Source organism: Citrobacter amalonaticus, assembly GCF_018323885.1.
Lineage (GTDB): Bacteria > Pseudomonadota > Gammaproteobacteria > Enterobacterales > Enterobacteriaceae > Citrobacter_A > Citrobacter_A amalonaticus.
The window spans coordinates 2,574,649-2,601,291 of record NZ_AP024585.1 but is presented as its reverse complement, the minus strand read 5'-3'; the positions used below and the strand labels follow the sequence as shown (position 1 = coordinate 2,601,291).

Sequence of the window (26,643 nt, the reverse complement as noted above, 5' to 3'; positions counted from 1 at the left end):
CAGCCAGCATCAGGCTGACTGGTCACGGTTTGCGATTTCTTTCTCGCGTTATTGTTGTGCGCGTCTTTTCATCCGCAGCATCATCCATAATAACGCCAGCATGATGGCGAGATACCCCATGACGTACATTCCCTGATGTTTTCTCGCCGTCAGGTCGGGATCGGCCGCCCAGGTCAGAAAGGCGGTGACATCCCGTGCGTATTGTTCTTCAGTTTGCGCGACATGCGATTCTGACTGCCATTCGATTTCGCCGTCCGCCAGCGGTTTTGGCATGTTAATCACCCCACCAGGATAATAACGATTCGCCTTCAGTTCCGGGTCATCAGGCAGATAACCGGTTAAGAGCGCGAAGAGGTAATCCGCGCCTTGCTCAGTGTAGGGAATAAACGCGTCCAGCAGAAATTGCGGAAAGCCGCGATCGTAGGTTCGGGCGCGAACGATATAACTTAAATCCACGGGCAGGGCGCCGTTATTCAGGTGTCTCGCTTCCTGATCGTTGAGATAAGGCGAAATAAAGCTGTCGTTCAGGGTGCCGTCCCGCTCACCGGGTTGACCGTCATCCTGAATAATCGGAAAGACATAGCCGCTGGCGAGATTTTTCGCGTCTTCTGTCGTTAGTTCCGGGCCGCCAGGTTTGGTCAGCGTGCGAAACGTCAGGTATTTCATGCCGTGACAGGCCCGACACTTCTCTTCATAGACCTGCAAACCGCGTCGCAATTGCGCCTTATCATATTCTCCGGAGAGACCGCTGAAGCTCCACTCCTGGCGCGTGGGAACAGGCTCTTGCGCGAATGTGGGGCTCATCGCGCAGAGTACCACCCACAGCATGCTGCATCTGAGTAATTGTCTCATCATCTTCAGTCCTGCTTTTCCAGAAAACGACGACAGGGCAGCACCAGTAAAAACCAGGCGAAATAGCCGATTGTCGACAGTTGCGAGACCGCGCGGATCCATCCCTCTTCATTACGAATGCCCTCCGTCAGATCGGGGCCAACCAGGGCTTTTGATCCCAGCCACCCAAGAAAACAGACGTTCAGCACCCACAGCCAGAAACCCCATTTCACCCATTTGCTGTAGTGACGAAAACGTGCGCGGGAGGTATCCAGCCACGGCAGAAAATAGAAGATCAGCACCGCGCCGCACATCGCCACCAGCCCGACGAGTTCGTTCGGGAAGCAGCGCAGAATGGAAAAGAAGGGGAGAAAGTACCATTCCGGGGCAACAATCGCCGGAGTCACCGTGGGATCCGCCGGGATGAAGTTATCCGCGCTGCTCAGATAGTGCGGCGCGAAGAACAAAAACCAGGTGAACAGCATCAGGAATAACGTGATTTTAATAGCATCTGCATCCGTGATTCGGTAATCGAAGAGCAGACGACGAGACGCTTTCTCGCTGAAGGCCCGTTTCATCGCGTGAGCAAAGGCCGACTGTACCGTACGGACGTGGAAAATCGTCATCACCACGACCACAACGGGAAGAATAAAGTGCAGGACGTAAAAGCGCCCAAGCGTAGGGGTGCCAGGCGCATAGCCGCCTACCAGCAAGGTATACAACCCGTCGCCCACTACCGGAATAGCGCGGGCGAAACTGGTGATCACCGTCGCTGCCCAGTAGCTCTTTTGCCCCCAAATCAGGCTGTAGCCAAGAAACGCGGTGATCATCAGCAGCACGTACAACGTGACGCTAACCATCCACATCGTCACATACGGTCTGCGGTAGACGCTGTAATACATGCCACGGAAAATATGCAAATAGCAGGCAAAGAAAAACAGCGATGCGCCGATGGCGTGCATATTGCGCAGCAACTCTCCGTGACTGACCGCGCGCATGATGTGGATGATGGAATCAAACGCCAGCGATGTCGTCGGGACGTAAAACATCGCCAGCACGATACCGGTCAGGATCTGTATTCCCAGCATCACCAGCAGGATCGCACCAACGGCAAACAGCCATACACCGGCGATGGAGCGCGGGAAAGGAATGCGCCAGCGGATCATCTCACACGTCCTTAGCGCCTATACGCACGGTCAGACCATCAGGATGAAAGGCAAACTCAGGAACGGCCAGATTAGTGGTTGCGGGGCCGCGGGTGACCCGTCCGGACGTATCAAACTCCGAACCGTGACACGGGCAAATCCAGCCCTGTCCACCGGGTCTGGTATTGGGAACACAGCCGGCATGCGGACAATACCCCTGAACAACCAGCCACTGCGGATAGTCAGACGCGACCCGTTCGCTGTCCGATTGCGGATCGACAAGCGTGCTGTGGTCACCCGTGCGGGCCGCGACAATCTCTTCCGGCGTGCGATGATGGATGAGGATCAGCTTCCCTTGCCAGATGCGTCTGAGGGTTTGTCCTGCGGCGATCCCCGCCAGCGAGACGTCTATCGGCTCATTTTCTCCGCGCGTTGTTTCGTCCGGCCCTAATGCGGAAATTAACGGCCAGACGGCGGCGGTCACTCCCGCTGCGCCAACAAATTTTGTCAATTTGCACAGGCAGTTGCGTCGTTGCTGCTGAATGTCTTTATCCGGCTGTTTGTTCTCCACCACCACAGCGCTCTCCCTTACTGTTTATCAATACGCGAATAGATATCCTGGAAGCGCTTATTAGCGATCCCGGGGGCCGTAAACGCGCGATAGCTGTCCGGCAGGGTGGCGTTGCCGACTTTAATCAGCATGACCATCCCTTGCGCATAATGCGGGGTGCATTTAATGCCGTAGAAGCCCGCGTTGTCATACTTCACTGCGATCTCCTCATCGATTTTGCCGATAAATCCCGGGTAGCCCGCAGGCGAGAGTTCAGCAATCGAGGCTGCGTTGTGACTCTTATGTTTGCGGATAAATTTCACCGTATCGCCAGGCTGAATCTCCAGGTAGTCTGGCTCATAGACCATGGGGCCTGCTGAACCGCGATTCTTCATCAGTACTTCGTGGGTTTGCGCGAAGGCAGAGGCGGTGAGGAGCAGCAAACACAATACGTTCAGGCTCTTTTTCAGAGAGTTCATGGGGGGCTTCCTTAGGTTTCTTCAGGTCTTTGATAACGAATAAAACAGTTCGCACCATGGCGATCGCGCTCGACGATGGCGTCAATGCCAAACCAGGCGCGGAGATTCTCGCGGGTGAAAATGGTGCAGGGACGGCCCTGCATTTCCAGACGACCGGCGTTCATCACGATGATGCGATCGCAGAACATGGCAGCATGATTGAGATCGTGGAGAGCGGCGACAACCGTCAGTTTTTCGCGTTTCACCAGACTGAGAAGGCCAATCTGATGTTGAATGTCGAGGTGATTAGTGGGCTCGTCCATCAGTAGCAGTTGTGGCTGCTGAGCGAGCGCGCGGGCAATATGCAGGCGTTGTTTTTCGCCGCCGGAAAAGGTGTGCCAGCAGCGATGGCGAAGATGCTGAAGATCGACTTTCTCCAGCATGGTCTGGACGATATCGTCATCGTTGTCCGACCACGGATTCAGTAGGCTCAGCCACGGGGTTCGCCCCAGCGAGACGGCCTGTATCGCGGTCAGGCGCTCACTGGTTTCTGCCTGCTGCTCAACCAGCGCGACCTGCTGCGCCAGTTGACGACGTGAATAGCGATGCAGCGCTTTTTGCTGCAACAGGATGTGACCGGCGGTGGGCTTCAGCAGACCGGCCAGCAATGAAATCAGCGACGTTTTCCCGGAACCATTGGGGCCGATAATGCCGACAAACTCACCCGGCGCCACGCTGAGTGAGACGTCATTGACGATCACTTTGCCTTTCACCTGCCAGTGCAGACTTTTCGCCTGAATTATCGCGTCGCGGATGGCAACCGGAGTCGGTACAGGATTGACGGTCATTTGGTCGGGTTTCCTCTGATCAGGATGATGGAAAACGCGGGCGCACCGACCAGGGCCGTAATAACGCCGATAGGCAGAACTTGTCCGGGGAGAAGCGTGCGGGAGATAACATCAGCGACGATCAGGAAAATGGCGCCGATCAGCGCGCTGACAGGCAGCAAACGATGGTGCTGATGGCCTACCAGCAGACGGGCGGCGTGAGGGATCACCAGTCCCACAAAGCCAATAGCGCCGACGATGGAGACCATAATGGCCGTCATACCCGTTACGGCGGCAATCAGCACGCCACGTGTGCGTTTTACCGGAATCCCCAGTGAGGCGGCGGACTCCGCGCCAAAAGAGAAGGCATCCAGATGGCGGGCATAACAGAAGCATATCGCAACGCCAACTAACGCTGTGGGGATCGCCAGCACCACATCCGGCCAGCGGACGCCGCTCAGATTCCCGAGTAACCAGAACATAATGCCGCGTGCCTGTTCCGCGTTAGCTGAACGGGTGATGATCAGCGAGGTCAGCGCATTGAATAACTGGGAACTGGCAATCCCGGCGAGAATGATTTGCGTCGTCACCCCACCGCCTTGTCTGCCGCCTGCCGCTACCGCCAGAAGGGCCACAAACAAAAAGGCAGTCAGGGCACCGACAAATGCGCCGAACGACATGCTGATCATCCCGGCGCCCAGTCCGGTCAGCGCAACCAGCACCGCACCGGTTGATGCGCCTGCGGAAATGCCCAGCAGATACGGCTCGGCAAGCGCATTGCGCAGTAACGACTGTAAAACCACGCCGGACACGGCCAGGCAGGCGCCACAACTGGCTGAGACCAGCGCACGGGTCAGGCGATAGTTCCAGACAATCCCGGCATCCAGCGCATCAACCGGATAATCGGTATCAAACAGATGGTTTGCCAGCGTGTTGAATACGTGCTGCCAGGGAATAAACGTCTCGCCAATGGCGATCCCTGCCAGCAGGACGCCACACATCAGCACGCTAACCCAGAGGGCATGGCCACAAACATTGACCGCCAGCCGACTAACGGCGTGACGCGTCCTGCGTAAATCGCTCATAGTCACCTGCGTTTGGAGTGCATAACACGCGCCGGCCACGTCAGGAACTGGCGCGAAACGAGGGTTAATGCGCGGCTTGTGGATGCGCTAAGCCATACTCAACCAGGGCGTCAGCCAGTTTTTCAACACCGTCAATCGTTCTGATTCCGGCATTCATGGTCTGTACATCAATCACTGGTAAATGATCGGCTTTTACGGCGGGGATCAACTGGGTGACCGGATCGGATTTCAAATAATCCATTTTCACCTGCCAGTCATCGGCCGGGAAACGTCGACGACTCATTTCCCCCAGCACAATCACTGTCGGTTGGGCTTTGGCGATGGTTTCCCAACCGACCGTTGGCCACTCCTCTGCGGAATCAATGACGTTTTTGATACCCAGGGTCTGCGCAATCCAGGCAGCAGGCCCTAATTTCCCGGCGACATACGGATCCAATTGCAGGTCGGCGCTGGAGAACCAGAAAACGGCGGAGACGCTGTTGTCCATCCCGGCGATTTTGTTCTTCGCTGCCGTTTCACGTGCTTTGAGGCTGGCAATCAGTTCTTCGCCCTTATCCTGAACGTCGAAGATCCTCGCTAAGTCGGCCACTTCCTGATAGACCATTGCGATATCAAACATGCCTTTGCGCACGCCGTCACCGCCATCTTCGTTATCTTTCGCGCAGTCTGCCGGTGCGGTATAGACCGGGACTTTCAGTTCGCTGAACTGTTCATAAGACGCCACCGTGCCCGCAGGGCCGATCTGCCATTCGAACTGGCTGGCGACCAGATCCGGTTTTTTGGCAATGATGCCTTCGAAGCTGGGGATGTTCTGCGCAATAACTGCAATCTTGTCATTTGCCGTCTTATACGCGTCGGGAACGGGCCCGAACCACAGCGATGTGCCTACCACGCGATCGGCCAGGCCCAGCGCATACAGGATCTCAGTGCTGTTTTGTCCTACGGTGGCAACACGTTTTGGCGCTGCGTGAAATGTCATATCCCGACCACAGTTTTTTATCGTCAATGGATATTCCGTTTTGGCTGCATGAGAAAGACCTGAGGTGAGAAACAGTGCGGCACCAGCAACAACCAGAAGCATTTTTTTATAAGGTAAAGAGGTAACATTAGCGTGCATTATTATCATCCCGTTCATGCCAGAATCTGAACGTCTGGTCATGGATTATATCGTTCCATATATCGGGAGAGTTCATGACGATAGATGACAGGACATCGTGAAATTTATGCATGACGTTATGCAAATAAAGAAAGTCAGCGGTTCAGTCAAGGATCTGATTCACTTTTTCACGGTGCCTAATATCAAATAATTCATCACATGGACCATCCCGTCCACTCAATGGGGTATAAATTTGACAGCAGGTCTCCTGACTCACGGTAATCAGAATATCGGCCTTCCCATAAAGATTCGCTTTACAGTGACCTGCAACAAAATATGCTGCACGAGGATATTCTGCATCCGCCTACAGTTGCGGGGGCAGTCATGGAATGGGATTGCAATAATCCGCACCATGTTCCTATTCATTACAATGTTGGTGCAATGAAATACTGTCGAAAAAGACTGTATCGGCATTTGTTAACAAGATCAATCGCAAGGGGAAAGACGAATTTTATTGAGTGGGATAAATTTTAGTTGTTGTGTATCAATGTGTTATGTTTTTTTTGAGGATGAAATTGCGGATGTCGAAATGTAATAATGAAAAGCTAAATGAGAATTGATTGACATTGATCAAGTAATATTCTTATTCATGCGTGATTTACGTGATCTCTCCATATGCACTAATTGCCAGTCATCGTGCATATCCATCACAACCTGAAAATGATTACGTCGCCAGAATGAATAACCTCCCGGTAAAAAATGATGGGTATGTAAGTATAATAAGTTGTACCGCTGCTGCTCGCAGAATGTTTCAGCAAAAGCGAGTAACTGACGTCCAATACCTTTTCTGCGGTAACGTTTGTCCACATAGCAGCGACAAATTTCTGCCGTTTCTGTCAAAATATAGCGTCCGCGAAGTTCGGCTATACGGTCGTCATATTGGCAGACGGCCAGGGTCGCAATGAGTTCCTGCTTTTCGCTCCAGGCGCACAGCAATACATTGCGCTGCTGTTGAATATACTGCTGTTGCAGGTTAAAAACATCCTGCCCGGGAGTAGGGGCAGGTCTGTCAGCCGCAAAAAATTCATTCAGATGTTGAATCAGAAATAACTGAACCGCCGGAATATCTTCTCCGGTCATTTCACGTAGCGTAAATGAAATCACGAGTTGTCACTCTTATTTGCAGAAACTGAAAGCTGATAATAACAACACGGGAGGGGAAAAACAGGGGACAGAGCGGAAAATGTTACCGGCCTGTACAGGAACAGACCGGTAAGCGCAAAAAGATTATAAATCAGCCAGCGCCGCGTCGCGGTTCGGGAAAAAGGCCAGACGACCCGGAATCGGCTTAATGCCAGCGCGCGCCATCGTGCGCAGCGGCTGGAACTCAAGGTTACTTACGCGCAGTTCGCAGCCTTCTGGCAATCTTTTCACAAAGCGCTGGAAGGCATCCAGACCACCTGCGTCCAGCACCGGTACCGCGTCCCATTTCAGTACGACAATGCGTTTTCCTTCGATGCGTGACTCCAGATCGGTAAACAATCCTTCAGCGGCTGCAAAGAACAGTGGGCCGATCACGCGCAGCACCAGTACATCATCGGGGACCTCGACGTTAACCGCTGCCAGTCGCGTCATGCGTGCAATACGGCGCATAAACAGTAACGAGGCCAGTACAATCCCGACGCTGATGGCAATGACCATGTCAAACAGCACTGTCAGTGACATACACATCATCATCACAATGATGTCGTCTTTGGGCGCATGACGCAGCAAATCCACAACTTTGTGCGCTTCACTCATGTTCCAGGCCACCATCAGCAGCAGGGCCGCCATCGCCGACAGCGGCAGCCATGAGAGCAGCGGTGCCAGCGCCAGCAGCGCCATGATCACCAGCAGCGCGTGGATCACGGCGGAAATAGGGGATGTTGCGCCAGCGCGGACGTTTGCCGCCGAACGGGCAATCGCCGCCGTTGCGGTAATCCCACCAAAGAAGGGGGCGACAATATTACCCAGGCCCTGACCAATCAGCTCGCTGTTGGCTTTGTGTTTCGTGCCGGTCATTCCGTCGAGTACCACGGCGCAGAGCAGGGACTCGATTGCCCCCAGCATGGCCATTGAGAAGGCCGCCGGAAGCAGGGCGCGCAGGGAATCCCAACTCAACGTGAAATCAGAATCCGGCAGGTTCCACGGCAGCACCAGTTGCGGCAGCAGTTGCGGTATCCCGTTGCCCTGTGAGCCGTCGGCCAGAATATAGTGGAACTGAGAACCAATGGTGGCAACGTGGCCGCCCAGCAGGTTGACGATCCCCATGACAGCACAGCCGGCGAGTAGGGCGGGCAGGTGGCCCGGCAGGCGAATGCCCAAACGCGGCCACATCATCAGCGTGCCCAGCGTGACCACCCCGATGGCGGCATCGCCCAGGTTAATGCTCGGCAGAGCCATAAATAGCGCGCCGACTTTTTGCAGATAGTGTTCCGGAACGTGGGCCATCTGCAAACCGAGGAAATCTTTGATTTGCATGGTACCAATGGTGATACCAATCCCTGAGGTAAAACCTAAGGTAACTGAGACCGGGATGTACTCAATCAGGCGGCCAAAGCGGGCCAGGCCAAAGAGGATCAGGAAGACCCCGGACATCAGCGTCGCGACAAGCAGGCCTGCCAGCCCAAACTGTTGTGAAACGGGGTAGAGGATCACCACAAACGCGGCGGTCGGGCCTGAGACGCTAAAACGCGAGCCCCCGGTTAAGGCAATAACAATCCCGGCCACAGCGGAGGTATAAAGTCCGTACTGCGGCGCGACACCACTCCCGATAGCCAGTGCCATCGCCAGCGGGATAGCAATAATCCCGACGGTGATCCCGGCAATCACATCACGGGTAAACCGTGAGGCGGTATATTTTTCTTTCCAACAAGCGTCGATGAGGGCGCGGAAAGGCATCACATGTGAGGAAAAAATTCTGTTCACAATAATGTTTCATCCATGAGCGCATCATCTGTCAACTCAATGAAATGGCGGGTTGGCAGGTGAAGGAGGCATAAGTCATACAAATAAAGGTTACAGACAAAAAAACCCGCCGCAGCGGGTCTTTGAGCCGGGTTCGATTAATGCTCGAACATAGCAGAAATCGATTCTTCGTTGCTGATACGACGAATCGCTTCGGCCAGCATACCCGACAGGGTCAACGTACGCACGTTCGGCAGTGCTTTGATTTCGTCGGTCAGCGGAATGGTATCGCAGACAACGACTTCATCAATCACAGAGTTACGCAGGTTGTTTGCCGCATTGCCTGAGAAGATCGGGTGAGTGGCATAAGCAAATACGCGTTTTGCACCACGTTCTTTCAGCGCTTCAGCTGCTTTACACAGCGTACCACCGGTGTCGATCATATCGTCAACCAGCACGCAGTCACGACCCGCTACGTCACCGATGATGTGCATCACCTGAGAGACGTTTGCACGCGGACGGCGTTTGTCGATGATCGCCATATCGGTGTCATTAAGCAGCTTAGCGATAGCGCGGGCACGCACGACGCCACCGATGTCCGGAGAAACCACAATCGGGTTATCCAGATTCAGCTGCAGCATATCTTCTAACAGAATTGGGCTACCAAATACGTTATCAACCGGTACGTCGAAGAAGCCCTGGATCTGTTCAGCATGCAGGTCAACGGTCAGAACGCGGTCAACGCCGACGCTGGACAGGAAGTCAGCGACAACTTTTGCCGTAATCGGCACACGAGCGGAACGTACACGACGATCCTGGCGCGCATAGCCAAAGTAAGGGATAACGGCGGTGATACGGCCTGCGGAAGCACGGCGCAGGGCATCAACCATAACGACCAATTCCATCAGGTTGTCGTTCGTTGGAGCACAAGTGGACTGGATGATGAAAATATCACCACCGCGTACATTTTCGTTAATTTGTACGCTGACTTCGCCGTCGCTAAAGCGACCTACAGCGGCGTCGCCGAGAGAAGTGTACAGGCGGTTGGCAATACGTTGTGCTAGTTCCGGGGTGGCGTTACCAGCAAAAAGCTTCATATCAGGCACGAGAAGAACCTCAGGCATGCGTCCATTGGTGGAAAGAGTTTGCCAAAAACTGTGCGGGCCAGGCAGGACTCTCTCCATGCGGTGTATTAACGAGCGCGATGCAACGTCTGGAACAGGGTGACGTTGTCACCGAAACTCAGCTTGCCCGGCTTACCCGTCATCATTTATGTTTTATGCGCGCTGGGTTCAAGGCCTCACACCAGTCACATACTGATGTATGCGGCTGGCAATTCGTCATCTCGCCAACGTACTGAAACTTCAATGAGTTAGAGTAACGCTCTATGCAGTGGAGAGAGGTTGACACCCTTCGCCACAAAGGCATTGAGCCATTCCGGGGCTTGCTCAAGCACCTGCCGGGCACGAGACTCTGTATCGAATTCAGCAAAGACACAGGCTCCTGTACCAGTCAGGCGCGACGGCGCGTATTCTAACAGCCAGGAAAGCGCCGCATCAACCTCGCGAAAACGTTTTCTTGCGATAACCTCGCAATCATTGCTGAATTCACATTTTAATAACGTTTCTATTGACCTTTTTGGCGTATTACGGGGGAGGTCGGGATCGTTAAAAATCATCGGCGTTGGAATACTGACGCCAGGATGAGCCACCAGGTACCATTTTTCGGCCGGTTCCACCGGGGTCAGGATCTCTCCGACGCCTTCGGCAAAGGCGGCGTGTCCGCGGACAAACACCGGCACGTCAGCCCCGAGCGTTAAACCGAGCTCGGCCAGTTCGTCCAGCGACAGACCACACTGCCAGAGATGGTTTAGCGCGACCAGCACGGTTGCCGCGTTCGACGATCCGCCGCCCAGGCCTCCGCCCATCGGCAGACGCTTTTCGATACGGATATCCGCACCGCTACCGGCTGGCAGCCGACCGCGCTCTGCGGCTGTTTTCATCAGCAGTCGCGCGGCACGGACGATCAGGTTGTCTTCATGTGCCACGCCGTCAACCGGCGTCAGGAGATGAATTTCGCCGTCGCGACGCGGTTCCAGGCTGAGGGTGTCGCCATAATCGAGGAACTGAAACAGCGTTTGCAGCGTGTGATAACCGTCCGCACGTCGTCCGGTGATGTATAAAAACAGATTCAGTTTTGCCGGAGAGGGCCACTGGGTCATCATTTTACAATCCAGTTATCCATTTTCAGCTTGATACGCTGAGCACCGTCGGAGAGTTCCATATTGGCCGGCATTGCCGGGGAGGTTTTGCTGTCGTACGCGCTATAGACCACTTTCCAGTTTTTTCCGTCCTGGCTGTAGTTCACTTCGCTCAGGCGGTACTGGTCGTCGAGTTTATAGTCGGTCGCGTCGCCCGGCAGGCCAAGGATCCACTGACGCAGGCTGTTTAGCGGGATCGGCATACCGGTCAGCTTGCCGATCATCTCTTCGGCATCGTCAGCGGTATAGCGCTGGCCTTTATTGTCCATCAATTGCACGTTACCCGGCTGCGCGTTCAGTTCAAGCTCGGTGCTGCCAAGCGGGTTGGTCAGCAGCAGGCGATAGCGATCCTGGCCGGTCTGCTGCCAGAAAAAGCGCGCATAGACCTTCTGCTCGTCGGAAATATAGGCAAACGCGCCGCGCGTTTGATACTGATTTAACTGGCGAACCTCCTGCTGATGTTGCCGCCATTGAGGAGAGTCCGGACTTTTCCCCGGGCCTTTCGGCGCGTTGATCGTACAGGCGGTCAGAACCAGGGTTGCCAGCGGAAGCAGGCGGATCAGGCGAAAATCAGGCAGGGTCATAATGATGACGAATCCTTGTGATACGTTGCAATAATAACCCTTAATGCTAGCGCCGCGCGGGTATATCGTCTACGTTCACGTTATCTTAATTTAAGCAATAAGCGATTACTCCAAAAGGGGGCACTCTCTTTTATTGATTCCGCGCATCCTGTATGATGCGAGCAGACTAACCATATCAACGCTGGTACTACTCCCGCAGACATGACCCTTTTAGCGCTCGGCATTAACCATAAGACGGCACCTGTATCGCTGCGAGAACGCGTAACGTTTTCGCCAGATACGCTCGATCAGGCGCTGGAAAGCCTGCTTGCGCAGCCAATGGTGCAGGGCGGCGTGGTCTTGTCGACGTGTAATCGCACGGAGCTGTATCTGAGCGTGGAAGAGCAGGACAACCTGCAGGAAGCGCTGATTCGTTGGTTATGTGATTTCCACAATCTTGATGAAGACGATCTGCGCAGCAGTCTCTACTGGCACCAGGATAACGATGCAGTCAGCCATCTGATGCGTGTCGCCAGTGGTCTGGATTCGCTGGTACTCGGTGAACCACAGATCCTCGGCCAGGTGAAAAAAGCGTTTGCGGATTCACAAAAAGGCCACCTGAACGCCAGCGCGCTGGAACGTATGTTCCAGAAATCGTTCTCCGTTGCCAAACGGGTTCGTACCGAAACCGATATCGGCGCCAGCGCCGTGTCCGTTGCGTTTGCCGCCTGTACGCTGGCGCGCCAAATCTTTGAATCACTTTCCACGGTCACTGTGCTGTTGGTCGGCGCGGGCGAAACCATCGAACTGGTGGCGCGCCATCTGCGCGAACACAAAGTGCAGAAGATGATTATCGCCAACCGCACCCGTGAGCGGGCGCAGGTTCTGGCCGATGAAGTGGGTGCTGAAGTGATCGCACTCAGCGACATCGACGAACGTCTGCGGGAAGCTGACATTATCATCAGTTCAACCGCCAGCCCGCTGCCTATCATTGGTAAAGGGATGGTGGAGCGTGCGCTGAAAAGCCGCCGCAATCAGCCGATGCTGCTGGTGGATATCGCCGTTCCGCGCGATGTCGAACCGGAAGTCGGTAAACTGGCGAACGCTTATCTCTATAGCGTTGACGATCTGCAAAGCATCATTTCGCACAACCTGGCGCAGCGCAAAGCTGCGGCAGTGGAAGCCGAAACGATTGTCGCGCAAGAAACCAGCGAGTTTATGGCCTGGCTGCGTGCTCAGGGCGCCAGTGAAACCATTCGTGAATACCGGAGTCAGTCTGAGCATGTACGGGATGAACTGACTGCAAAAGCGCTTGCTGCTCTGGAACAGGGCGGTGACGCGCAGGCCATTATGCAGGATCTGGCATGGAAACTGACCAACCGCCTGATCCATGCACCAACCAAATCTCTTCAGCAGGCCGCCCGTGACGGGGATGACGAACGCCTGAATATCTTGCGCGACAGCCTCGGGCTGGAGTAGCAACACACCCTTCTTTTTACAAGGTGCATTTACGCCTATGAAGCCTTCTATCGTTGCCAAACTGGAAGCCCTGCATGAACGCCATGAAGAAGTTCAGGCGCTGCTGGGTGATGCGGGAACCATCGCAGACCAGGAACGTTTTCGCGCACTGTCGCGCGAGTATGCACAGCTAAGCGATGTTTCTCGCTGTTTTACGGACTGGCAACAGATTCAGGACGATATCGAAACAGCACAAATGATGCTCGACGATCCTGAAATGCGTGAAATGGCGCAGGAAGAACTGCGCGAAGCGAAAGACAAGAGTGAACAACTGGAACAGCAGCTACAGGTATTGTTACTGCCGAAAGATCCGGACGATGAACGCAATGCGTTTCTGGAAGTCCGCGCCGGGACTGGCGGTGATGAAGCGGCCTTATTTGCCGGTGATCTGTTTCGCATGTACAGCCGCTATGCCGAAACACGCCGCTGGCGCGTGGAGATCATGAGCGCCAGCGAAGGCGAGCACGGCGGCTATAAAGAGATTATCGCCAAGATCAGCGGCGACGGCGTCTATGGTCGACTGAAGTTTGAGTCCGGCGGGCATCGTGTGCAGCGCGTACCGGCAACGGAATCGCAGGGCCGAATCCACACCTCTGCCTGTACCGTGGCGGTGATGCCGGAGCTGCCGGAAGCCGAACTGCCGGATATCAACCCGGCCGATCTCCGTATTGATACCTTCCGTTCCTCCGGGGCGGGTGGTCAGCACGTTAACACCACCGACTCCGCGATCCGTATTACTCACCTGCCGACCGGCATTGTGGTGGAGTGTCAGGACGAACGTTCGCAGCACAAGAACAAAGCCAAAGCGCTCTCGGTGCTCGGCGCGCGTATTCGCGCGGCAGAAGTGGCGAAGCGTCAGCAGGCCGAAGCGTCAACGCGTCGTAACCTGCTGGGCAGCGGCGACCGCAGCGACCGCAACCGGACCTACAACTTTCCGCAGGGGCGTGTGACCGATCACCGCATCAACCTGACGCTCTACCGTCTGGATGAAGCAATGGAAGGCAAACTGGATATGCTGATTGAGCCGATCGTGCAGGAATACCAGGCCGATCAGCTGGCGGCGCTGTCCGAGCAGGAATAATGGATTTTCAGCACTGGTTACGTGAGGCGATAAGCCAGCTACAGGAGAGTGAAAGCCCGCGTCGCGATGCCGAGATCTTACTCGAATTCGTGACCGGAAAAGGGCGCACCTGGATACTGGCGTTTGGCGAAACGACGTTGACCGACGCCCAGCAGGCGCAACTGGCGACGCTGCTGGCTCGCCGTCAACGGGGGGAACCGATCGCACATTTAACTGGCGTGCGGGAATTCTGGTCGTTGCCGCTGTTTGTTTCACCGGCCACGTTGATCCCGCGTCCGGATACCGAATGTCTGGTGGAGCAGGCGCTGGCGCGACTGCCAACAACCCCGTGCCGCATTCTCGATCTGGGTACTGGCACTGGTGCGATTGCGCTGGCGCTGGCGTCTGAGCGCCCTGACTGCGAGGTCACGGCGGTTGACAGAATGCCGGATGCCGTTGCGCTGGCGCAGCGTAATGCGGCTCATCTGGCTATCAATAATGTCCATATTCTGCAAAGCGACTGGTTTAGCGCCTTGCCGGGGCAGCAGTTTGCGATGATTGTCAGCAATCCGCCGTACATTGACGAGCAGGATCCGCATCTGGCGCAGGGCGATGTCCGCTTCGAACCGCTGAGCGCCCTGGTCGCCGGTGACTGCGGAATGGCCGACATTGTGCACATCATCGAGCAATCTCGCACGCGGCTGGAAGCGGGCGGTTTTCTGCTGATCGAGCATGGCTGGCAGCAGGGCGCCGTGGTGCGTGACGCCTTTAATCGCGCGGGCTACCAGGCGGTAGAAACCTGTCGCGATTATGGCGACAACGAGCGTCTTACGCTCGGATGCAAGCCCGTATGAACAGCGTTACGCTCCTGTTAGGGGTTCACCTCGCTAGCATTGCGCTTTCCGTTAGTCTGTTTGTGCTGCGTTATGGGTGGAGTGAATGTCATTCTGCGCGGGCTCACGCGCGCTGGACGCGCGTCGTACCGCCGATTGTTGACACCGTTTTGTTGCTCACTGGTGTGGGGTTGATCGCTAAAACGCACATCCTGCCATTCACGGAGCAGGGGACATGGCTGACTGAGAAGCTGTTTGGAGTTATCATTTACATCGTTTTGGGTTTTATTGCGCTCGATTACCGTCGGGCGCGCAGTCGGCAGGCGCGATTAATCGCGTTCCCGCTGGCGCTGGTGGTGCTGTACATCATCATTAAACTCGCCACCACAAAAATACCGTTACTGGGGTAAGTCATGAGGTCGTTAGCTGATTTCGAATTTAACAAAGCGCCATTGTGCGACGGGATGATCCTGGCATCGGAATCGATCCGCCTGGATTTCCCTTCGCAAACTGTCTATGACGAGCTGGAACGTCTGGTCAGCCTGGCGCAAGAAGAAATTAGCCAGCTTTTGTCTCAGGATGAGCAACTGGAAAAATTGCTGGCACTTTTCTACGGCGAGTGGGGCTTTACTGACACCCGCGGCGTTTACCGCTTGTCCGACGCGCTATGGCTTGACCAGGTACTGAAGAACCGCCAGGGCAGTGCGGTGTCATTGGGGGCAATTTTACTGTGGATTGCCAACCGATTGTCATTACCGCTGGTGCCGGTGATATTCCCGACGCAGCTTATTTTGCGTATCGAGTCGCTGGAAGGCGAGATGTGGCTCATCAACCCGTTTAACGGGGAAACGTTGAATGAGCATACGCTGGAAGTGTGGCTGAAGGGGAATATCAGTCCGGTCGCTGAGTTATTTAACGAGGACCTGGATGAAGCGGATAACGCGGAAGTGATTCGCAAGCTGCTGGACACGCTGAAATCTTCCTTAATGGAAGAACAACAGATGGAGCTGGCGCTGCGAGCGAGCGAAGCGTTACTGCAATTTAACCCGGAAGATCCGTATGAAATACGTGACCGGGGCTTAATTTATGCGCAACTGGAATGTGAACATGTCGCGCTGACCGATTTAAGCTATTTCGTTGAGCAGTGTCCGGAAGACCCGATCAGCGAAATGATTCGTGCGCAGATTAATAACATCTCGCATAAGCAAATTGTCCTGCATTAATTTATCGACATTCTTACTCATCATTAAGGCGATCCTATGAAACAAAAAGTGGTTAGCATTGGCGACATCAAGGTAGCAAACGATCTGCCGTTCGTGCTGTTTGGCGGGATGAACGTGCTGGAATCGCGCGATCTGGCGATGCGCATTTGTGAGCACTACGTGACCGTTACCCAGAAACTGGGTATCCCTTACGTGTTCAAGGCCTCTTTTGATAAAGCCAACCGTTCCTCTATCCACTCCTACCGTGGACCGGGCCTGGAAGAAGGGATGAAAATCTTCCAGGAACTGAAGCAGACCTTTGGCGTAAAAGTGATCACCGACGTTCATGAAGCCAGCCAGGCGCAGCCTGTCGCTGACGTTGTAGATGTGATTCAGTTACCGGCGTTCCTCGCGCGTCAGACCGATCTGGTGGAAGCGATGGCGAAAACCGGCGCGGTCATTAACGTGAAGAAACCGCAGTTCGTGAGCCCGGGTCAGATGGGCAACATCGTGGATAAATTCCATGAAGGCGGTAACGACAAGGTGATCCTGTGTGACCGTGGGGCAAACTTCGGTTATGACAACCTCGTTGTCGATATGCTGGGCTTCAGCGTGATGAAGAAAGTTTCTGGCAACAGCCCGGTGATTTTCGACGTGACCCACGCGCTGCAGTGCCGCGACCCGTTTGGCGCAGCGTCTGGTGGCCGTCGTGGTCAGGTGACTGAGCTGGCGCGTGCCGGTATGGCGGTCGGTCTGGCCGGTCTGTTCATTGAAGCGCATCCGGATCCGGACAACGCGAAATGCGACGGCCCATCCGCGCTACCGCTGGCGAAGCTGGAACAGTTCCTGGTGCAGATGAAAGCGGTTGACGATCTGGTGAAAAGCTTCGACGAGCTCGACACTGAGAACTAAGTCACGCAGAAACAGAAAACCCCGCCGCAGCGGGGTTTTTTTCGTCTGAGGGATCAGGCAAAGATCGTCATCAGATAGGCGGCAAACAGCGCCAGATGCGCCGCACCGTTCAGTACGTTAGTGCGCCCCGTTGAGAACGAGATATGGCACAGCACCAGTGACGCCACCATCACTACCATTTCTGGTGCGTCTAAGCCGAACACCAGGTCATTCCCCGTCGCCCACGCAATCAGCGTTACCACCGGTACCGTCAGGGAGATAGTGGCCAGCACTGAACCGAAGAACAGATTCATGGCGCGCTGCACCTGGTTATTCAGCACTGCTTTCAGCGCCCCAAGCCCTTCCGGAGAGAGGATCAGCAGCGCGACCAGGAAGCCGGTAAAGGCGACCGGGGCGTTCAGTTCGGTCAGCAGTGTCTCCAGCGGGTTTGCGTTCATCTTGGTGACGGCAATGACCGCAATCAGATGAATCACCAGCCAGACGGCATGCCACACATTACTGTGCGCAGAGGGCTTACCGTGATGCGGGTCGTCGTCGTCGCTGTCATCTTCGTGCTCATAAACAAACAGACTCTGGTGCGTTTTGGTCTGAATGAGCAGGAATACGCCGTACATCGCGGCAGAAATTAAGGCCACCAACAGCGCCTGGCCGGTGGTGAAATTCGCACCGGGCAGCGCCATCGGAAACACCAGCACGATAATTGCCAGCGGAAACAAGGCAATCAGATACTGTTTGATACCGAACAGATTCATATACTGAGTGGCGAACTTACGCCCGCCCAGTAATAACGAAAAGCCCACCAGACCACCAGTGACAATCATGATGATGGAATAGAGCGTGTCGCGCATCAGCGTAGGTGCCGCATCACCGGTCGCCATCAGCGCTGAGATCAGGCTGACTTCAAGAATGACCACTGACAGGCTCAGAATGAGTGAGCCGTAGGGTTCGCCGAGGCGATGAGCCAGTACGTCGGCGTGACGAACAACGCTAAAGGCGCTGCTTAAAATACCAATCAGGGCAAGAAGGTTAATGCCGATTACCGCTGGTAGTGAATGGCTGCCCCCCCACAGGAACAGCACTACCAGCGCCACAACCGGGAAAATAAGCGATGTCTCCTTATGGCGGGTTTTCACCGCCTCATGTGCATATGTCATGAATGCTCTCCATCTCTGCAGGTCGATTTTAGTTATAAATGTAATAAAGCGTGTAAAAAATAACAGAAAACGCAGGCTTTACGGTGATATTTTACGAAATTTTACGGCATTTCGGCCTTTCACCTTTAAAACGACAGAAAGAGAAACTCTTGTTTATAGAGTGTTTAAATAACAGAAACTTATGCAGGCTGCAGAATGAATAAACCTTATTGTAGTGGCAGAGGCGCTCAGGGTTGACCACACTTAAGGTTTAGCCAAAAAGTGGAGTCAATGATGCCCTATCAAGCAAAAAAAGATCTGCCAGACAGCGTACAACACGTCTTACCCGCCCATGCCCAGGAGATCTACAAAGAGGCGTTCAATAGTGCCTGGGAGCAGTACAAGGACAAAGCCGATCGCCGCGATGATGCCAGTCGGGAAGAGACCGCACATAAGGTGGCGTGGTCAGCAGTGAAAAAAGAGTATGCCAAAGGTGAAGATGAGAAGTGGCATAAGAAATCCTAACCACTTCAATTATAAGGTCTAACGCTATAGCTCCCGTGAACGCGTAGGCGAATCGTGCTACCCGCCCCCGTTGCTGCCTTGCAAGCGGCCCATGAATTGCATATTGTCGTGATATTGGTTTCAAAATGAGCAGTTAAAATGCCCGGAAGGCGTCAAAAAGTTGTCGCAGGGAAGTATGCAGTGGCGGAGGTGTAAGGTGTTAACGCGTGATTTCTTGATGAATGCCGATTGTAAAACGGCATTTGGTGCTATTGAAGAATCACTCTTATGGTCAGCAGAGCAACGTGCAGCGTCCCTTGCGGCGACGCTGGCATGCCGACCAGATGATGGACCGGTGTGGATCTTCGGTTATGGATCGTTGATGTGGAACCCGGCGTTAGAATTTGAGGAGTCATGTACCGGTACGCTGGTGGGATGGCATCGGGCATTTTGCCTGCGTCTCACGGCAGGGCGCGGAACCGCGTGTCAGCCGGGACGAATGCTTGCACTAAAAGAGGGCGGACGCACCACCGGTGTGGCCTATCGTCTTCCGGATGCCTCGCTTGAACAGGAATTAACGCTGCTGTGGAAGCGCGAAATGATCACCGGCTGCTACCTGCCGACGTGGTGTCAACTGGCGTTGGACGACGGACGAACGGTCAATGCACTGGTATTTATTATGGATCCGCGCCATCCGCTGTATGAGTCGGACACGCGAGCGCAAATTATCGCCCCGTTGATTGCTGCTGCCAGTGGGCCGCTTGGTACGAACGCGCAGTACCTGTTTTCGCTTGAACAGGAGTTGCAGAAACTGGGGATGCAGGATGAGTGTCTTAACGATCTGGTGACTAACGTGCGCGGTTTGTTAGGGGAGTCCCTGCCTGAAGGTGTTTTGCGGCCGGGTTTCGCGTGAGGCTTATGTCGGCCCGGCTGCGTAAGCGCGACCGGGCCATTTGCGTATCAGGCGGCGATATAACTGATGGAATGTTCAAGCGACTGGCTATGACTGTCGATCAGGACATTCCAGACGCCGGTATACGGTACGGTCAACCATGCGTTATCACGGTTCTGCACGCTTAATATGTCGGTCTGCGTGTCTTTAACGTGATTTTTTTCGCTCATCAGATGGATGTGGCAACGCTCCGAACAGCGTACGACCACGGTATCCCCACCAAATAACTTCAAACTTGCCTTTACTAATGCCATTTCTCACCCCGTATTGAAAACAACGTACTTCCTTTCGGAAGTGCTGCGTGATGTTGTTCACATTTTACCCATGAGGCATAACACCAAAGAGTTAGGCTGCGGATGCTGATTTTGATCAAAAAATGGCATAACGATTAAACAATAGTGACAAAATCCCGGAGAAAAGCGTGATCGGGCGCACTTACTTTTGGTAAAGATACGCCCCAATAAGATTAAATTCGGAAATAACCGGCTGTTTCAGCAAGCTTGCCTGAAAAGGGGGATTAAAAGGTGAGCACTTTGTCGGCGGCCAGCGTCCATTGCGCCAGTTCCACCAGCGTTCCGACTTCCACGCCGTCGATCAGCGGCAGTGTCGTGATCCCGCGCCCGTCCGTGCAGGTCTTGCACAGTTTTACCGGGACGTTCTGGGCAGTAAGGATCTCCAGCATCTGCTGGATGTTGTAGCCTTCTGTGGGCTTCTGACCGCGCAAACCCGCCGTAACGGCATCCGACATCAGAAACAGACGAAGGTCTAGGTCGCTCGCCTGTTCACGTAACGCGATCGCCAGCCGCAGGCTGTTAAATAACGATTCGCTACCGTATGCCGCACCGTTGGCAATGATCACTATCTTTTGCATGTTGACTCCTGTTAGCGGGGAAGTTTGAATTGTCAGTCACTTATGTTACCGCGCAAGCGGGGTGATACCAACGAAAGTCTGAGGAAAAGGAGAGCCTGGCAAGAGTAAGGATATTCCTGAAAGTGTGAGAAAACCTGCAAAACGACGAGGAGTCAGGTAAGCTTTTAAAGGTTAAGTTAACTGAATTCCGTAAGAAGCTATCGTCAATTTGAGTCGTTTTGTATCGCATTCCCTCCCTCTCTGGTTACTCTTGCTGTTAGCAGGCGGTCACGCCAGTGCACAATCCTCCTTTATGCAACAGGCCGAAAATCCCTTTGATAATAACCAGGACGGGTTGCCCGATCTGGGCATGGCTCCCGAATCGCATGAAGGCGAAAAACATTTCGCCGAGATGGTAAAAGCCTTTGGCGAGGCGAGCATGATCGACAACGGTCTGGACACCGGCGAGCAGGCAAAACAATTTGCCTTTGGCCAGGTGCGCGATGCGGTGAGTGAGCAGGTGAATCAACAACTGGAATCTTGGCTGTCGCCATGGGGGAAGGCCAGCGTCAACGTGCAGGTCGATAACGAAGGCAATTTCAACGGTAGTCGCGGAAGCTGGTTTGTCCCCTGGCAGGATAACTCGCGCTACCTCACCTGGGGTCAACTGGGTCTTACTCAGCAGGATGACGGGCTGGTGAGTAATGTGGGTATCGGCCAGCGCTGGGTGCGTGACGGCTGGCTGCTCGGCTATAACACTTTCTACGATAATCTGCTCGATGAAAACCTCCAGCGCGGCGGGCTGGGCGCTGAAGCGTGGGGGGAATACCTGCGGCTGTCGGCCAATTATTACCAGCCGTTTGCCTCATGGCGCGCCCATACGCCGACGCTGGAGCAACGAATGGCGCGCGGTTACGACGTAACGGCGCAAATGCGACTGCCGTTCTACGAATATCTCAATACCAGCGTTAGCGTGGAACAATATTTTGGTGACAGCGTCGATCTGTTCGATTCCGGAACGGGCTATCACAATCCGGTGGCGGTGAAACTGGGGCTGAATTACACCCCGGTCCCGCTGGTCACGGTCACCGCCCAGCACAAGCAGGGGGAGAGCGGTCTCAGCCAGAACAACCTCGGGCTGAACCTGAACTACCGCTTCGGCGTACCGCTGAAAAAACAACTGGCTGCCAGCGAGGTGGCGGAGAGCCAGTCGCTGCGCGGAAGCCGCTACGATCATCCGCAGCGCAACAACCTGCCGACGATGGAGTATCGTCAGCGCAAAACCCTGAGCGTATTTCTGGCAACCCCACCGTGGGATCTGCATCCGGGCGAAACGGTGCCGCTAAAATTGCAGGTACGTAGTCGGCATGGCGTTCGTCATCTCACCTGGCAGGGGGACGCGCAGGCGCTGAGCCTGACGGCGGGGGCGAACGCGGAAAGCGTTGAGGGCTGGACGGTGATTATGCCGGCCTGGGACAGCAGCGAAGGCGCGAATAACCGCTGGCAGTTGTCGGTAGTGGTGGAAGATGAGAAGGGGCAGCGTGTCTCTTCCAATGAGATCACGCTCACGCTGACGGAACCCTTTATGGCAATGCCAGGGGACGATCCGCGCTGGAGGTTGCTCCCGGAGGAGTAATCAGAAGATACGTTCCTGATGCACCCACACTGCCGCTTCAACACGTGATTTAAGCTTCATCTTCTTCAGCATATGCTTCACGTGGACTTTCACCGTGCTCTCGGTGATATCCAGGCGGCGGGCAATCATTTTGTTCGGTAGACCCTGGGCGATAAGCTTCAGAATGTCACGCTCACGCGGGGTGAGTTGGGTGACATCGCGATCGGAGGTGGCGCGGTTGGCGCGCAGGCTGGCAGCCAGCACCGGCGTTAACGCTTCGCTTAAGACCATCTCTCCGGCGGCAGCCTGCTGTAACGACTTAAGCAGATCTTCCGGTTCCATATCCTTCAACAGATAACCATCAGCCCCGCGCTTGAGCGCCGTCACGACATCTTCCTCATGATTCGACACGCTAAAGACGACGATCCGTCCGGACAGCGCTTTCTCACGTAATTTGTCGAGGGTTTCCAGCCCGTTCATCCCCGGCATGTTCAGGTCGAGCAGGATCAGATCCGGGTCAAGCGATTCGGCCAGTTCGATACCCTGTTCGCCGTTGCTGGCTTCACCGACCACGGTGATATCGGGCGCCATGCTGACAAGCTGTTTGACGCCGGTCCGCAACATCGGATGATCGTCGATGAGCAGGATAGTTGCCGGTTCCTGATTATTCATGGGTATCTCCTTGAACTTCTGTGAAGTATTTTTCGGGAATAAACGTGACAGCGACTTCAGTGCCTCCCGTCTCGCGACGGCGTACCTGGCAATCTCCGCGCAGGCTCTGTGCCCGGTCGCGCATAATGATCATGCCATAGTGGTTACTGCGTTCGGCGTTCTCAGGAACGCCGCAGCCGTTGTCCTGTACAGTCAATTTTACCTGCTTGCCTTTCAGCGCCACGGTGACCACCACATCATCAGCGTGAGAATGCTTAAGCGCATTGCTTAAGGCTTCGCGGGCAATTTGCAGCAGGTGAATCGCCTGATGCGAAGGCACCAGGCGCGGTGGTAACTGATAATCCAGTTTCACCGTAAAACCAAAACGGACGCTGTATTCCTGGCAGCTGGCTTCCAGCGCGGGGCGCAGACCGGGTTCCGTCAGCCGTAAGCGAAACGTCGTCAACAGTTCACGCAGTTGCGCCCATGACGCATTCAGCTCGTTGCGGATCTGGCCGAGCAGGTCGCGGCTGCTGTCCGGCAATGTCTCTCCCTGCATTTGCAGGCAACTGACCTGCATCTTCATACAGGACAGTGATTGTGCAATAGAATCATGCAGTTCGCGCGCAATGGTTGCACGCTCTTCCATGACAATCAACTGCTGCTGGCGTTCCTGATTGCGATCCAACGCCAGCGTCGCGGTGAGCTGTTCCACGACGGTATCCACCAGTTGCTGCTGATCGTGACTCAGGTGATGCCCCTGCGGCAGGGTCGCCAGCAAAATGCCGTACTGGGTATGGGTGTCCGTTAAGCGCCATTTCAGCGTCATTCCCCCTTCAATTGGCGGCAGCGACTCGCGGGGACAGAGATGGCACCCTTTATCATCACAGCTGATATCGGACTGGCAGGTAAATTCCTGATGGTTCTCTTCATCTTCCTGGTCATAAACCCGCAGTTCGATGTCATGCATTTGGGTCAGGTTTTGCAGACCGTTCAGCACCGGGGAGAGTCGTTCGCAAAGTGGCACCGGCGAATGCAGACGGCGGTTGGCCTGCCAGAGAAAAGAGAGGATCTGGTTTTTCTGCTCCAGTCCGGCCGTTTTTTCTCTGACGCGTTGTTCGAGCACTGAATAGCTTTCTGCCAGTTCGTCGGACATGTTATTAAGCGCGTCGCCGAGCATCGCCATCTCATTACGCCCGCCGATTTGCGCGCGTTGGGTAAAGTCGCGCTGACTGACGGCGCGGGCCATCGACAACAATTGCTTCCACGGCTGAAGCAGTCGCGCCCGCAGCCAGATAATGGTAAAGACCAGCAGCAGCGCCATAAAAATCGCCATCACACGGTGCACCATCACCACGCGTTCGATGCGCATTTCGGTGGTGTGGTCAAACGCGGAGACGAGCCGATCAAGGCCAGCGACAAACTGGTTGACGTCGGCCGCGACGGCGTCTCTGCTACTGGCTTGCCGCAGGCCGGGGGAGAGTTCGCGATGCCAGTAATCCTGGAGGGCGCGCAGTTGTTCCTGCTGACCGTCGCGTTCTGCTGCGCGGGTCAGTTCCGGGCTGAACGCGGTCTGCTCCATCTCATCAAGCAATTTCTGGTCGTCAGCGCTCAGTGGTACCGCGGCGAGCAGTCGATAGCTTTGCATCCGCAGCGATCCGGTTTTATTAATGGCGTGCGCGCTACCCTGGACGCCCTGAACCAGCCAGCCAGAGACAGCCATACCCGCCACGCCGATCGCGGTTGAGAGCATCACAATAAGCGCCACCTGGTTAACCAGCGTGAGCGGAGAGAGACAACGTTTTAGCATAAAACCTTCTTCCTTCAGGTCTCCGGACAGCGAATGGGGAAACCTCAATGAATGACGAGAGTGCCGGGCAGAATCGGCAGTGGCGTTATTCTCGACCATCCCCTGGAGTATACCCATACCTAAAGCGAGTTACCTCTTAATTGCCGTATCCGGAGGGGATTTGAGGAAGGGGGTAGCTGCGGCAGGCAGCACTGTGAAAAACCACGTATTTTTTGGTGAATTATCCTACTCACTTAGGGTGATCATGATTTTTCCGTTGAGATATCGACAACTTTTCCTTTGATTTATATCAACTTACCTCGCGCTGTAAACCCTAATGTTTCAGGCATCGAATCGAGTATCAGAGGTGTCTATGAGTCACTCATCCGCCCCCGAAAGGGCATCTGGAGCTGTAATCACAGAATGGCGGCCGGAAGATCCGGCATTCTGGGCACAGCGAGGTCATCGTATCGCCAGTCGCAACCTGTGGATTTCTGTCCCCTGTCTGCTGCTGGCGTTTTGCGTCTGGATGTTATTCAGTGCTGTTGCGGTGAATCTGCCGAAAGTCGGTTTCACGTTTACCACTGAACAGTTGTTTATGCTGACGGCGTTACCGTCGGTCTCTGGCGCGTTATTACGTGTGCCTTACTCCTTTATGGTACCGGTCTTCGGCGGTCGTCGCTGGACCGCGTTCAGTACCGGGATCCTGATTATCCCGTGCGTCTGGTTAGGGTTCGCGGTGCAGGATACGTCCACACCGTTCAGTACCTTTATCGTGATTTCACTGCTGTGCGGCTTTGCCGGCGCAAACTTTGCCTCCAGTATGGCGAACATCAGTTTCTTCTTTCCAAAGCAGAAGCAGGGCGGTGCGCTGGGGCTGAACGGCGGTCTGGGAAATATGGGCGTCAGCGTGATGCAGCTTGTTGCGCCGCTGGTGGTCTCGCTGTCGATCTTCGCTGTCTTTGGCAGCCACGGCGTTGAGCAACCGGATGGTTCGCAACTGTATCTGGCGAATGCCGCATGGATCTGGGTGCCGTTCCTCGCCTTCTTCACGCTGGCGGCCTGGTTTGGTATGAATGAACTGGCGACCTCAAAAGCATCGTTGAAGGAGCAATTACCGGTTCTCAAGCGCGGTCATCTGTGGATCATGAGCCTGCTTTATCTGGCGACGTTCGGCTCGTTCATAGGGTTTTCCGCAGGTTTTGCGATGCTGTCAAAGACCCAGTTTCCGGAGATTCAGATCCTGCATTATGCATTTTTTGGTCCCCTGGTTGGCGCGCTGGCGCGTTCTGCGGGCGGGGCGATCTCTGACCGATTAGGCGGGACTCGTGTCACGCTGGTGAACTTCGTGCTGATGGCGATTTTCAGCGGTCTGCTGTTCCTGACCTTACCAACCAACGGCGCGGGTGGCAGTTTCATCGCCTTCTTCGCGGTCTTCCTTGCCTTGTTTATGACGGCCGGGCTGGGTAGCGGCTCCACCTTCCAGATGATCTCCGTTATCTTCCGTAAGCTGACGATGGATCGCGTGAAGGCTGAAGGCGGCTCTGAAGAGAAAGCGATGCGCGAAGCGGCGACCGATACGGCAGCAGCGTTAGGCTTTATCTCTGCAATTGGCGCGATTGGCGGCTTCTTTATCCCGAAAGCGTTTGGTACCTCGCTGGCGTTAACCGGCTCACCGGTTGACGCGATGAAAGTCTTCCTGATCTTCTATATCGCCTGTGTGATTATCACCTGGTTGGTATACGGACGACATTCGAAAAAATAAAAACAGCAGTCATGTATTCCCCATTGCGCGGCGTTAGACCGCGCTTTTTTTTGCCTCTGATTAGTTACAACATACTGATGGTTATTGTCACGTCGCTC

Annotated in this window: 27 protein-coding genes and 1 riboswitch; of the genes, 10 read left to right on the top strand and 17 right to left on the bottom strand. The window is 54.8% G+C overall.

Features of this window, described 5'->3' with window-relative positions:
- Nucleotides 1–48 precede the first annotated feature (48 nt).
- From KI228_RS12220 to lolB, 12 genes are all read right to left on the bottom strand, one after another.
- Nucleotides 49–852, bottom strand: coding sequence for a cytochrome c1 (locus tag KI228_RS12220; RefSeq protein ID WP_044267231.1), 804 nt, complete (start codon nucleotides 850–852; stop codon nucleotides 49–51).
- Between the two features lie 5 nt (nucleotides 853–857).
- On the bottom strand, nucleotides 858–1,997 hold the full coding sequence (locus tag KI228_RS12215) for a cytochrome b (protein ID WP_043000472.1): 1,140 nt from the start codon (nucleotides 1,995–1,997) through the stop codon (nucleotides 858–860).
- Between the two features lies 1 nt (nucleotide 1,998).
- On the bottom strand, nucleotides 1,999–2,550 hold the full coding sequence (petA, locus tag KI228_RS12210; RefSeq protein ID WP_044257819.1) for a ubiquinol-cytochrome c reductase iron-sulfur subunit: 552 nt from the start codon (nucleotides 2,548–2,550) through the stop codon (nucleotides 1,999–2,001).
- A gap of 14 nt (nucleotides 2,551–2,564) precedes the next feature.
- Complete coding sequence (locus tag KI228_RS12205) at nucleotides 2,565–3,005, bottom strand: pseudoazurin (RefSeq protein ID WP_044267213.1); 441 nt, start codon at nucleotides 3,003–3,005, stop codon at nucleotides 2,565–2,567.
- A gap of 11 nt (nucleotides 3,006–3,016) precedes the next feature.
- Nucleotides 3,017–3,832 (bottom strand): ABC transporter ATP-binding protein, encoded by an 816-nt coding sequence (locus KI228_RS12200; protein WP_044257681.1) that lies wholly within the window; start codon nucleotides 3,830–3,832, stop codon nucleotides 3,017–3,019.
- The gene (locus KI228_RS12195) at nucleotides 3,829–4,896 is read right to left on the bottom strand and encodes a FecCD family ABC transporter permease (protein ID WP_099433069.1); all 1,068 of its coding nucleotides are present in this window, start codon (nucleotides 4,894–4,896) and stop codon (nucleotides 3,829–3,831) included. Before KI228_RS12195 ends, KI228_RS12200 begins: the two co-directional genes overlap by 4 nt.
- 64 nt (nucleotides 4,897–4,960) lie before the next feature.
- Nucleotides 4,961–6,013 (bottom strand): ABC transporter substrate-binding protein, encoded by a 1,053-nt coding sequence (locus KI228_RS12190; protein WP_061070042.1) that lies wholly within the window; start codon nucleotides 6,011–6,013, stop codon nucleotides 4,961–4,963.
- 220 nt (nucleotides 6,014–6,233) lie between these two features.
- Nucleotides 6,234–6,461, bottom strand: a riboswitch (cobalamin riboswitch).
- Nucleotides 6,462–6,622: 161 nt separating this feature from the next.
- A complete protein-coding gene (locus KI228_RS12185) occupies nucleotides 6,623–7,132 on the bottom strand; it encodes a GNAT family N-acetyltransferase (RefSeq protein WP_043001918.1) in 510 nt (169 codons plus the stop codon).
- Nucleotides 7,133–7,279: 147 nt separating this feature from the next.
- Nucleotides 7,280–8,959, bottom strand: coding sequence for a C4-dicarboxylic acid transporter DauA (gene dauA / locus KI228_RS12180; protein ID WP_071888393.1), 1,680 nt, complete (start codon nucleotides 8,957–8,959; stop codon nucleotides 7,280–7,282).
- A gap of 137 nt (nucleotides 8,960–9,096) precedes the next feature.
- Nucleotides 9,097–10,044 carry a ribose-phosphate diphosphokinase gene (gene prs / locus KI228_RS12175; protein WP_001518537.1) on the bottom strand — a complete coding sequence of 316 codons (948 nt, stop codon included), beginning with the start codon at nucleotides 10,042–10,044 and terminating at the stop codon, nucleotides 9,097–9,099.
- 266 nt (nucleotides 10,045–10,310) lie between these two features.
- A complete protein-coding gene (gene ispE, locus KI228_RS12170; RefSeq protein ID WP_043000478.1) occupies nucleotides 10,311–11,162 on the bottom strand; it encodes a 4-(cytidine 5'-diphospho)-2-C-methyl-D-erythritol kinase in 852 nt (283 codons plus the stop codon).
- Nucleotides 11,159–11,782, bottom strand: coding sequence for a lipoprotein insertase outer membrane protein LolB (lolB, locus tag KI228_RS12165; RefSeq protein WP_044328030.1), 624 nt, complete (start codon nucleotides 11,780–11,782; stop codon nucleotides 11,159–11,161). Before lolB ends, ispE begins: the two co-directional genes overlap by 4 nt.
- A 201-nt stretch (nucleotides 11,783–11,983) precedes the next feature.
- Here lolB and hemA point away from each other — a divergent pair, with 201 nt between their 5' ends.
- From hemA to kdsA, 6 genes are read left to right on the top strand one after another with little or no spacing between them, the layout of a single operon-like run.
- Complete coding sequence (gene hemA, locus KI228_RS12160) at nucleotides 11,984–13,240, top strand: glutamyl-tRNA reductase (protein ID WP_043000480.1); 1,257 nt, start codon at nucleotides 11,984–11,986, stop codon at nucleotides 13,238–13,240.
- A gap of 37 nt (nucleotides 13,241–13,277) precedes the next feature.
- The gene (gene prfA / locus KI228_RS12155; RefSeq protein ID WP_044257688.1) at nucleotides 13,278–14,360 is read left to right on the top strand and encodes a peptide chain release factor 1; all 1,083 of its coding nucleotides are present in this window, start codon (nucleotides 13,278–13,280) and stop codon (nucleotides 14,358–14,360) included.
- The gene (gene prmC, locus KI228_RS12150) at nucleotides 14,360–15,193 is read left to right on the top strand and encodes a peptide chain release factor N(5)-glutamine methyltransferase (protein WP_054176259.1); all 834 of its coding nucleotides are present in this window, start codon (nucleotides 14,360–14,362) and stop codon (nucleotides 15,191–15,193) included. Before prfA ends, prmC begins: the two co-directional genes overlap by 1 nt.
- Nucleotides 15,190–15,582 carry an invasion regulator SirB2 gene (sirB2, locus tag KI228_RS12145; RefSeq protein ID WP_043000483.1) on the top strand — a complete coding sequence of 131 codons (393 nt, stop codon included), beginning with the start codon at nucleotides 15,190–15,192 and terminating at the stop codon, nucleotides 15,580–15,582. Before prmC ends, sirB2 begins: the two co-directional genes overlap by 4 nt.
- 3 nt (nucleotides 15,583–15,585) lie before the next feature.
- Nucleotides 15,586–16,395 (top strand): invasion regulator SirB1, encoded by an 810-nt coding sequence (gene sirB1, locus KI228_RS12140; protein ID WP_043000484.1) that lies wholly within the window; start codon nucleotides 15,586–15,588, stop codon nucleotides 16,393–16,395.
- A 36-nt stretch (nucleotides 16,396–16,431) separates the two neighbouring features.
- Complete coding sequence (gene kdsA / locus KI228_RS12135) at nucleotides 16,432–17,286, top strand: 3-deoxy-8-phosphooctulonate synthase (protein ID WP_043000485.1); 855 nt, start codon at nucleotides 16,432–16,434, stop codon at nucleotides 17,284–17,286.
- A gap of 53 nt (nucleotides 17,287–17,339) precedes the next feature.
- On the opposite strand, the gene chaA is transcribed toward kdsA, so the two are convergent.
- Nucleotides 17,340–18,440 (bottom strand): sodium-potassium/proton antiporter ChaA, encoded by a 1,101-nt coding sequence (gene chaA / locus KI228_RS12130; protein WP_061070044.1) that lies wholly within the window; start codon nucleotides 18,438–18,440, stop codon nucleotides 17,340–17,342.
- 273 nt (nucleotides 18,441–18,713) lie between these two features.
- Between chaA and chaB the strand changes: the two genes are divergently transcribed.
- Together chaB and KI228_RS12120 are read left to right on the top strand one after the other, a co-directional pair.
- Nucleotides 18,714–18,944 carry a putative cation transport regulator ChaB gene (gene chaB / locus KI228_RS12125; RefSeq protein WP_043000487.1) on the top strand — a complete coding sequence of 77 codons (231 nt, stop codon included), beginning with the start codon at nucleotides 18,714–18,716 and terminating at the stop codon, nucleotides 18,942–18,944.
- Nucleotides 18,945–19,140: 196 nt separating this feature from the next.
- A complete protein-coding gene (locus KI228_RS12120) occupies nucleotides 19,141–19,836 on the top strand; it encodes a gamma-glutamylcyclotransferase (RefSeq protein ID WP_044257693.1) in 696 nt (231 codons plus the stop codon).
- A 47-nt stretch (nucleotides 19,837–19,883) separates the two neighbouring features.
- Here KI228_RS12120 and KI228_RS12115 read toward each other — a convergent pair whose 3' ends face one another.
- Both KI228_RS12115 and KI228_RS12110 read right to left on the bottom strand, forming a co-directional pair.
- A complete protein-coding gene (locus KI228_RS12115) occupies nucleotides 19,884–20,129 on the bottom strand; it encodes a DUF1883 domain-containing protein (protein WP_042318612.1) in 246 nt (81 codons plus the stop codon).
- Between the two features lie 263 nt (nucleotides 20,130–20,392).
- Nucleotides 20,393–20,746, bottom strand: a complete 354-nt coding sequence (locus tag KI228_RS12110; protein ID WP_043000489.1) for a DsrE/DsrF/TusD sulfur relay family protein — start codon at nucleotides 20,744–20,746, stop codon at nucleotides 20,393–20,395.
- Between the two features lie 208 nt (nucleotides 20,747–20,954).
- On the opposite strand from KI228_RS12110, the gene KI228_RS12105 reads away from it, so the two are divergent.
- Nucleotides 20,955–22,361 carry a YchO/YchP family invasin gene (locus KI228_RS12105; protein WP_061070045.1) on the top strand — a complete coding sequence of 469 codons (1,407 nt, stop codon included), beginning with the start codon at nucleotides 20,955–20,957 and terminating at the stop codon, nucleotides 22,359–22,361.
- On the opposite strand, the gene narL is transcribed toward KI228_RS12105, so the two are convergent.
- Entirely contained in the window at nucleotides 22,362–23,012 is a 651-nt protein-coding gene (narL, locus tag KI228_RS12100) for a two-component system response regulator NarL (protein WP_042318615.1), read from the bottom strand.
- Nucleotides 23,005–24,801, bottom strand: coding sequence for a nitrate/nitrite two-component system sensor histidine kinase NarX (gene narX / locus KI228_RS12095; RefSeq protein WP_200040444.1), 1,797 nt, complete (start codon nucleotides 24,799–24,801; stop codon nucleotides 23,005–23,007). The genes narL and narX overlap by 8 nt, the downstream gene beginning before the upstream one ends.
- A gap of 352 nt (nucleotides 24,802–25,153) precedes the next feature.
- On the opposite strand from narX, the gene KI228_RS12090 reads away from it, so the two are divergent.
- Nucleotides 25,154–26,545, top strand: coding sequence for a NarK family nitrate/nitrite MFS transporter (locus KI228_RS12090; RefSeq protein ID WP_043000493.1), 1,392 nt, complete (start codon nucleotides 25,154–25,156; stop codon nucleotides 26,543–26,545).
- Nucleotides 26,546–26,643 lie beyond the last annotated feature (98 nt).

Bases quoted from the DNA above. Each gene is read 5' to 3' on its own strand.
- KI228_RS12185 (WP_043001918.1), bottom strand. From the start codon at position 7,132: ATGACCGGAGAAGATATTCCGGCGGTTCAGTTATTTCTGATTCAACAT.
- KI228_RS12200 (WP_044257681.1), bottom strand. From the start codon at position 3,832: ATGACCGTCAATCCTGTACCGACTCCGGTTGCCATCCGCGACGCGATA.
- hemA (WP_043000480.1), top strand. From the start codon at position 11,984: ATGACCCTTTTAGCGCTCGGCATTAACCATAAGACGGCACCTGTATCG.
- chaB (WP_043000487.1), top strand. From the start codon at position 18,714: ATGCCCTATCAAGCAAAAAAAGATCTGCCAGACAGCGTACAACACGTC.
- lolB (WP_044328030.1), bottom strand. From the start codon at position 11,782: ATGACCCTGCCTGATTTTCGCCTGATCCGCCTGCTTCCGCTGGCAACC.
- KI228_RS12215 (WP_043000472.1), bottom strand. From the start codon at position 1,997: ATGATCCGCTGGCGCATTCCTTTCCCGCGCTCCATCGCCGGTGTATGG.
- KI228_RS12195 (WP_099433069.1), bottom strand. From the start codon at position 4,896: ATGAGCGATTTACGCAGGACGCGTCACGCCGTTAGTCGGCTGGCGGTC.
- narX (WP_200040444.1), bottom strand. From the start codon at position 24,801: ATGCTAAAACGTTGTCTCTCTCCGCTCACGCTGGTTAACCAGGTGGCG.
- KI228_RS12190 (WP_061070042.1), bottom strand. From the start codon at position 6,013: ATGCACGCTAATGTTACCTCTTTACCTTATAAAAAAATGCTTCTGGTT.
- prfA (WP_044257688.1), top strand. From the start codon at position 13,278: ATGAAGCCTTCTATCGTTGCCAAACTGGAAGCCCTGCATGAACGCCAT.
- sirB1 (WP_043000484.1), top strand. From the start codon at position 15,586: ATGAGGTCGTTAGCTGATTTCGAATTTAACAAAGCGCCATTGTGCGAC.
- sirB2 (WP_043000483.1), top strand. From the start codon at position 15,190: ATGAACAGCGTTACGCTCCTGTTAGGGGTTCACCTCGCTAGCATTGCG.
- KI228_RS12220 (WP_044267231.1), bottom strand. From the start codon at position 852: ATGAGACAATTACTCAGATGCAGCATGCTGTGGGTGGTACTCTGCGCG.
- chaA (WP_061070044.1), bottom strand. From the start codon at position 18,440: ATGACATATGCACATGAGGCGGTGAAAACCCGCCATAAGGAGACATCG.
- KI228_RS12110 (WP_043000489.1), bottom strand. From the start codon at position 20,746: ATGCAAAAGATAGTGATCATTGCCAACGGTGCGGCATACGGTAGCGAA.
- prmC (WP_054176259.1), top strand. From the start codon at position 14,360: ATGGATTTTCAGCACTGGTTACGTGAGGCGATAAGCCAGCTACAGGAG.
- KI228_RS12115 (WP_042318612.1), bottom strand. From the start codon at position 20,129: ATGGCATTAGTAAAGGCAAGTTTGAAGTTATTTGGTGGGGATACCGTG.
- KI228_RS12090 (WP_043000493.1), top strand. From the start codon at position 25,154: ATGAGTCACTCATCCGCCCCCGAAAGGGCATCTGGAGCTGTAATCACA.
- KI228_RS12205 (WP_044267213.1), bottom strand. From the start codon at position 3,005: ATGAACTCTCTGAAAAAGAGCCTGAACGTATTGTGTTTGCTGCTCCTC.
- narL (WP_042318615.1), bottom strand. From the start codon at position 23,012: ATGAATAATCAGGAACCGGCAACTATCCTGCTCATCGACGATCATCCG.
- kdsA (WP_043000485.1), top strand. From the start codon at position 16,432: ATGAAACAAAAAGTGGTTAGCATTGGCGACATCAAGGTAGCAAACGAT.
- ispE (WP_043000478.1), bottom strand. From the start codon at position 11,162: ATGATGACCCAGTGGCCCTCTCCGGCAAAACTGAATCTGTTTTTATAC.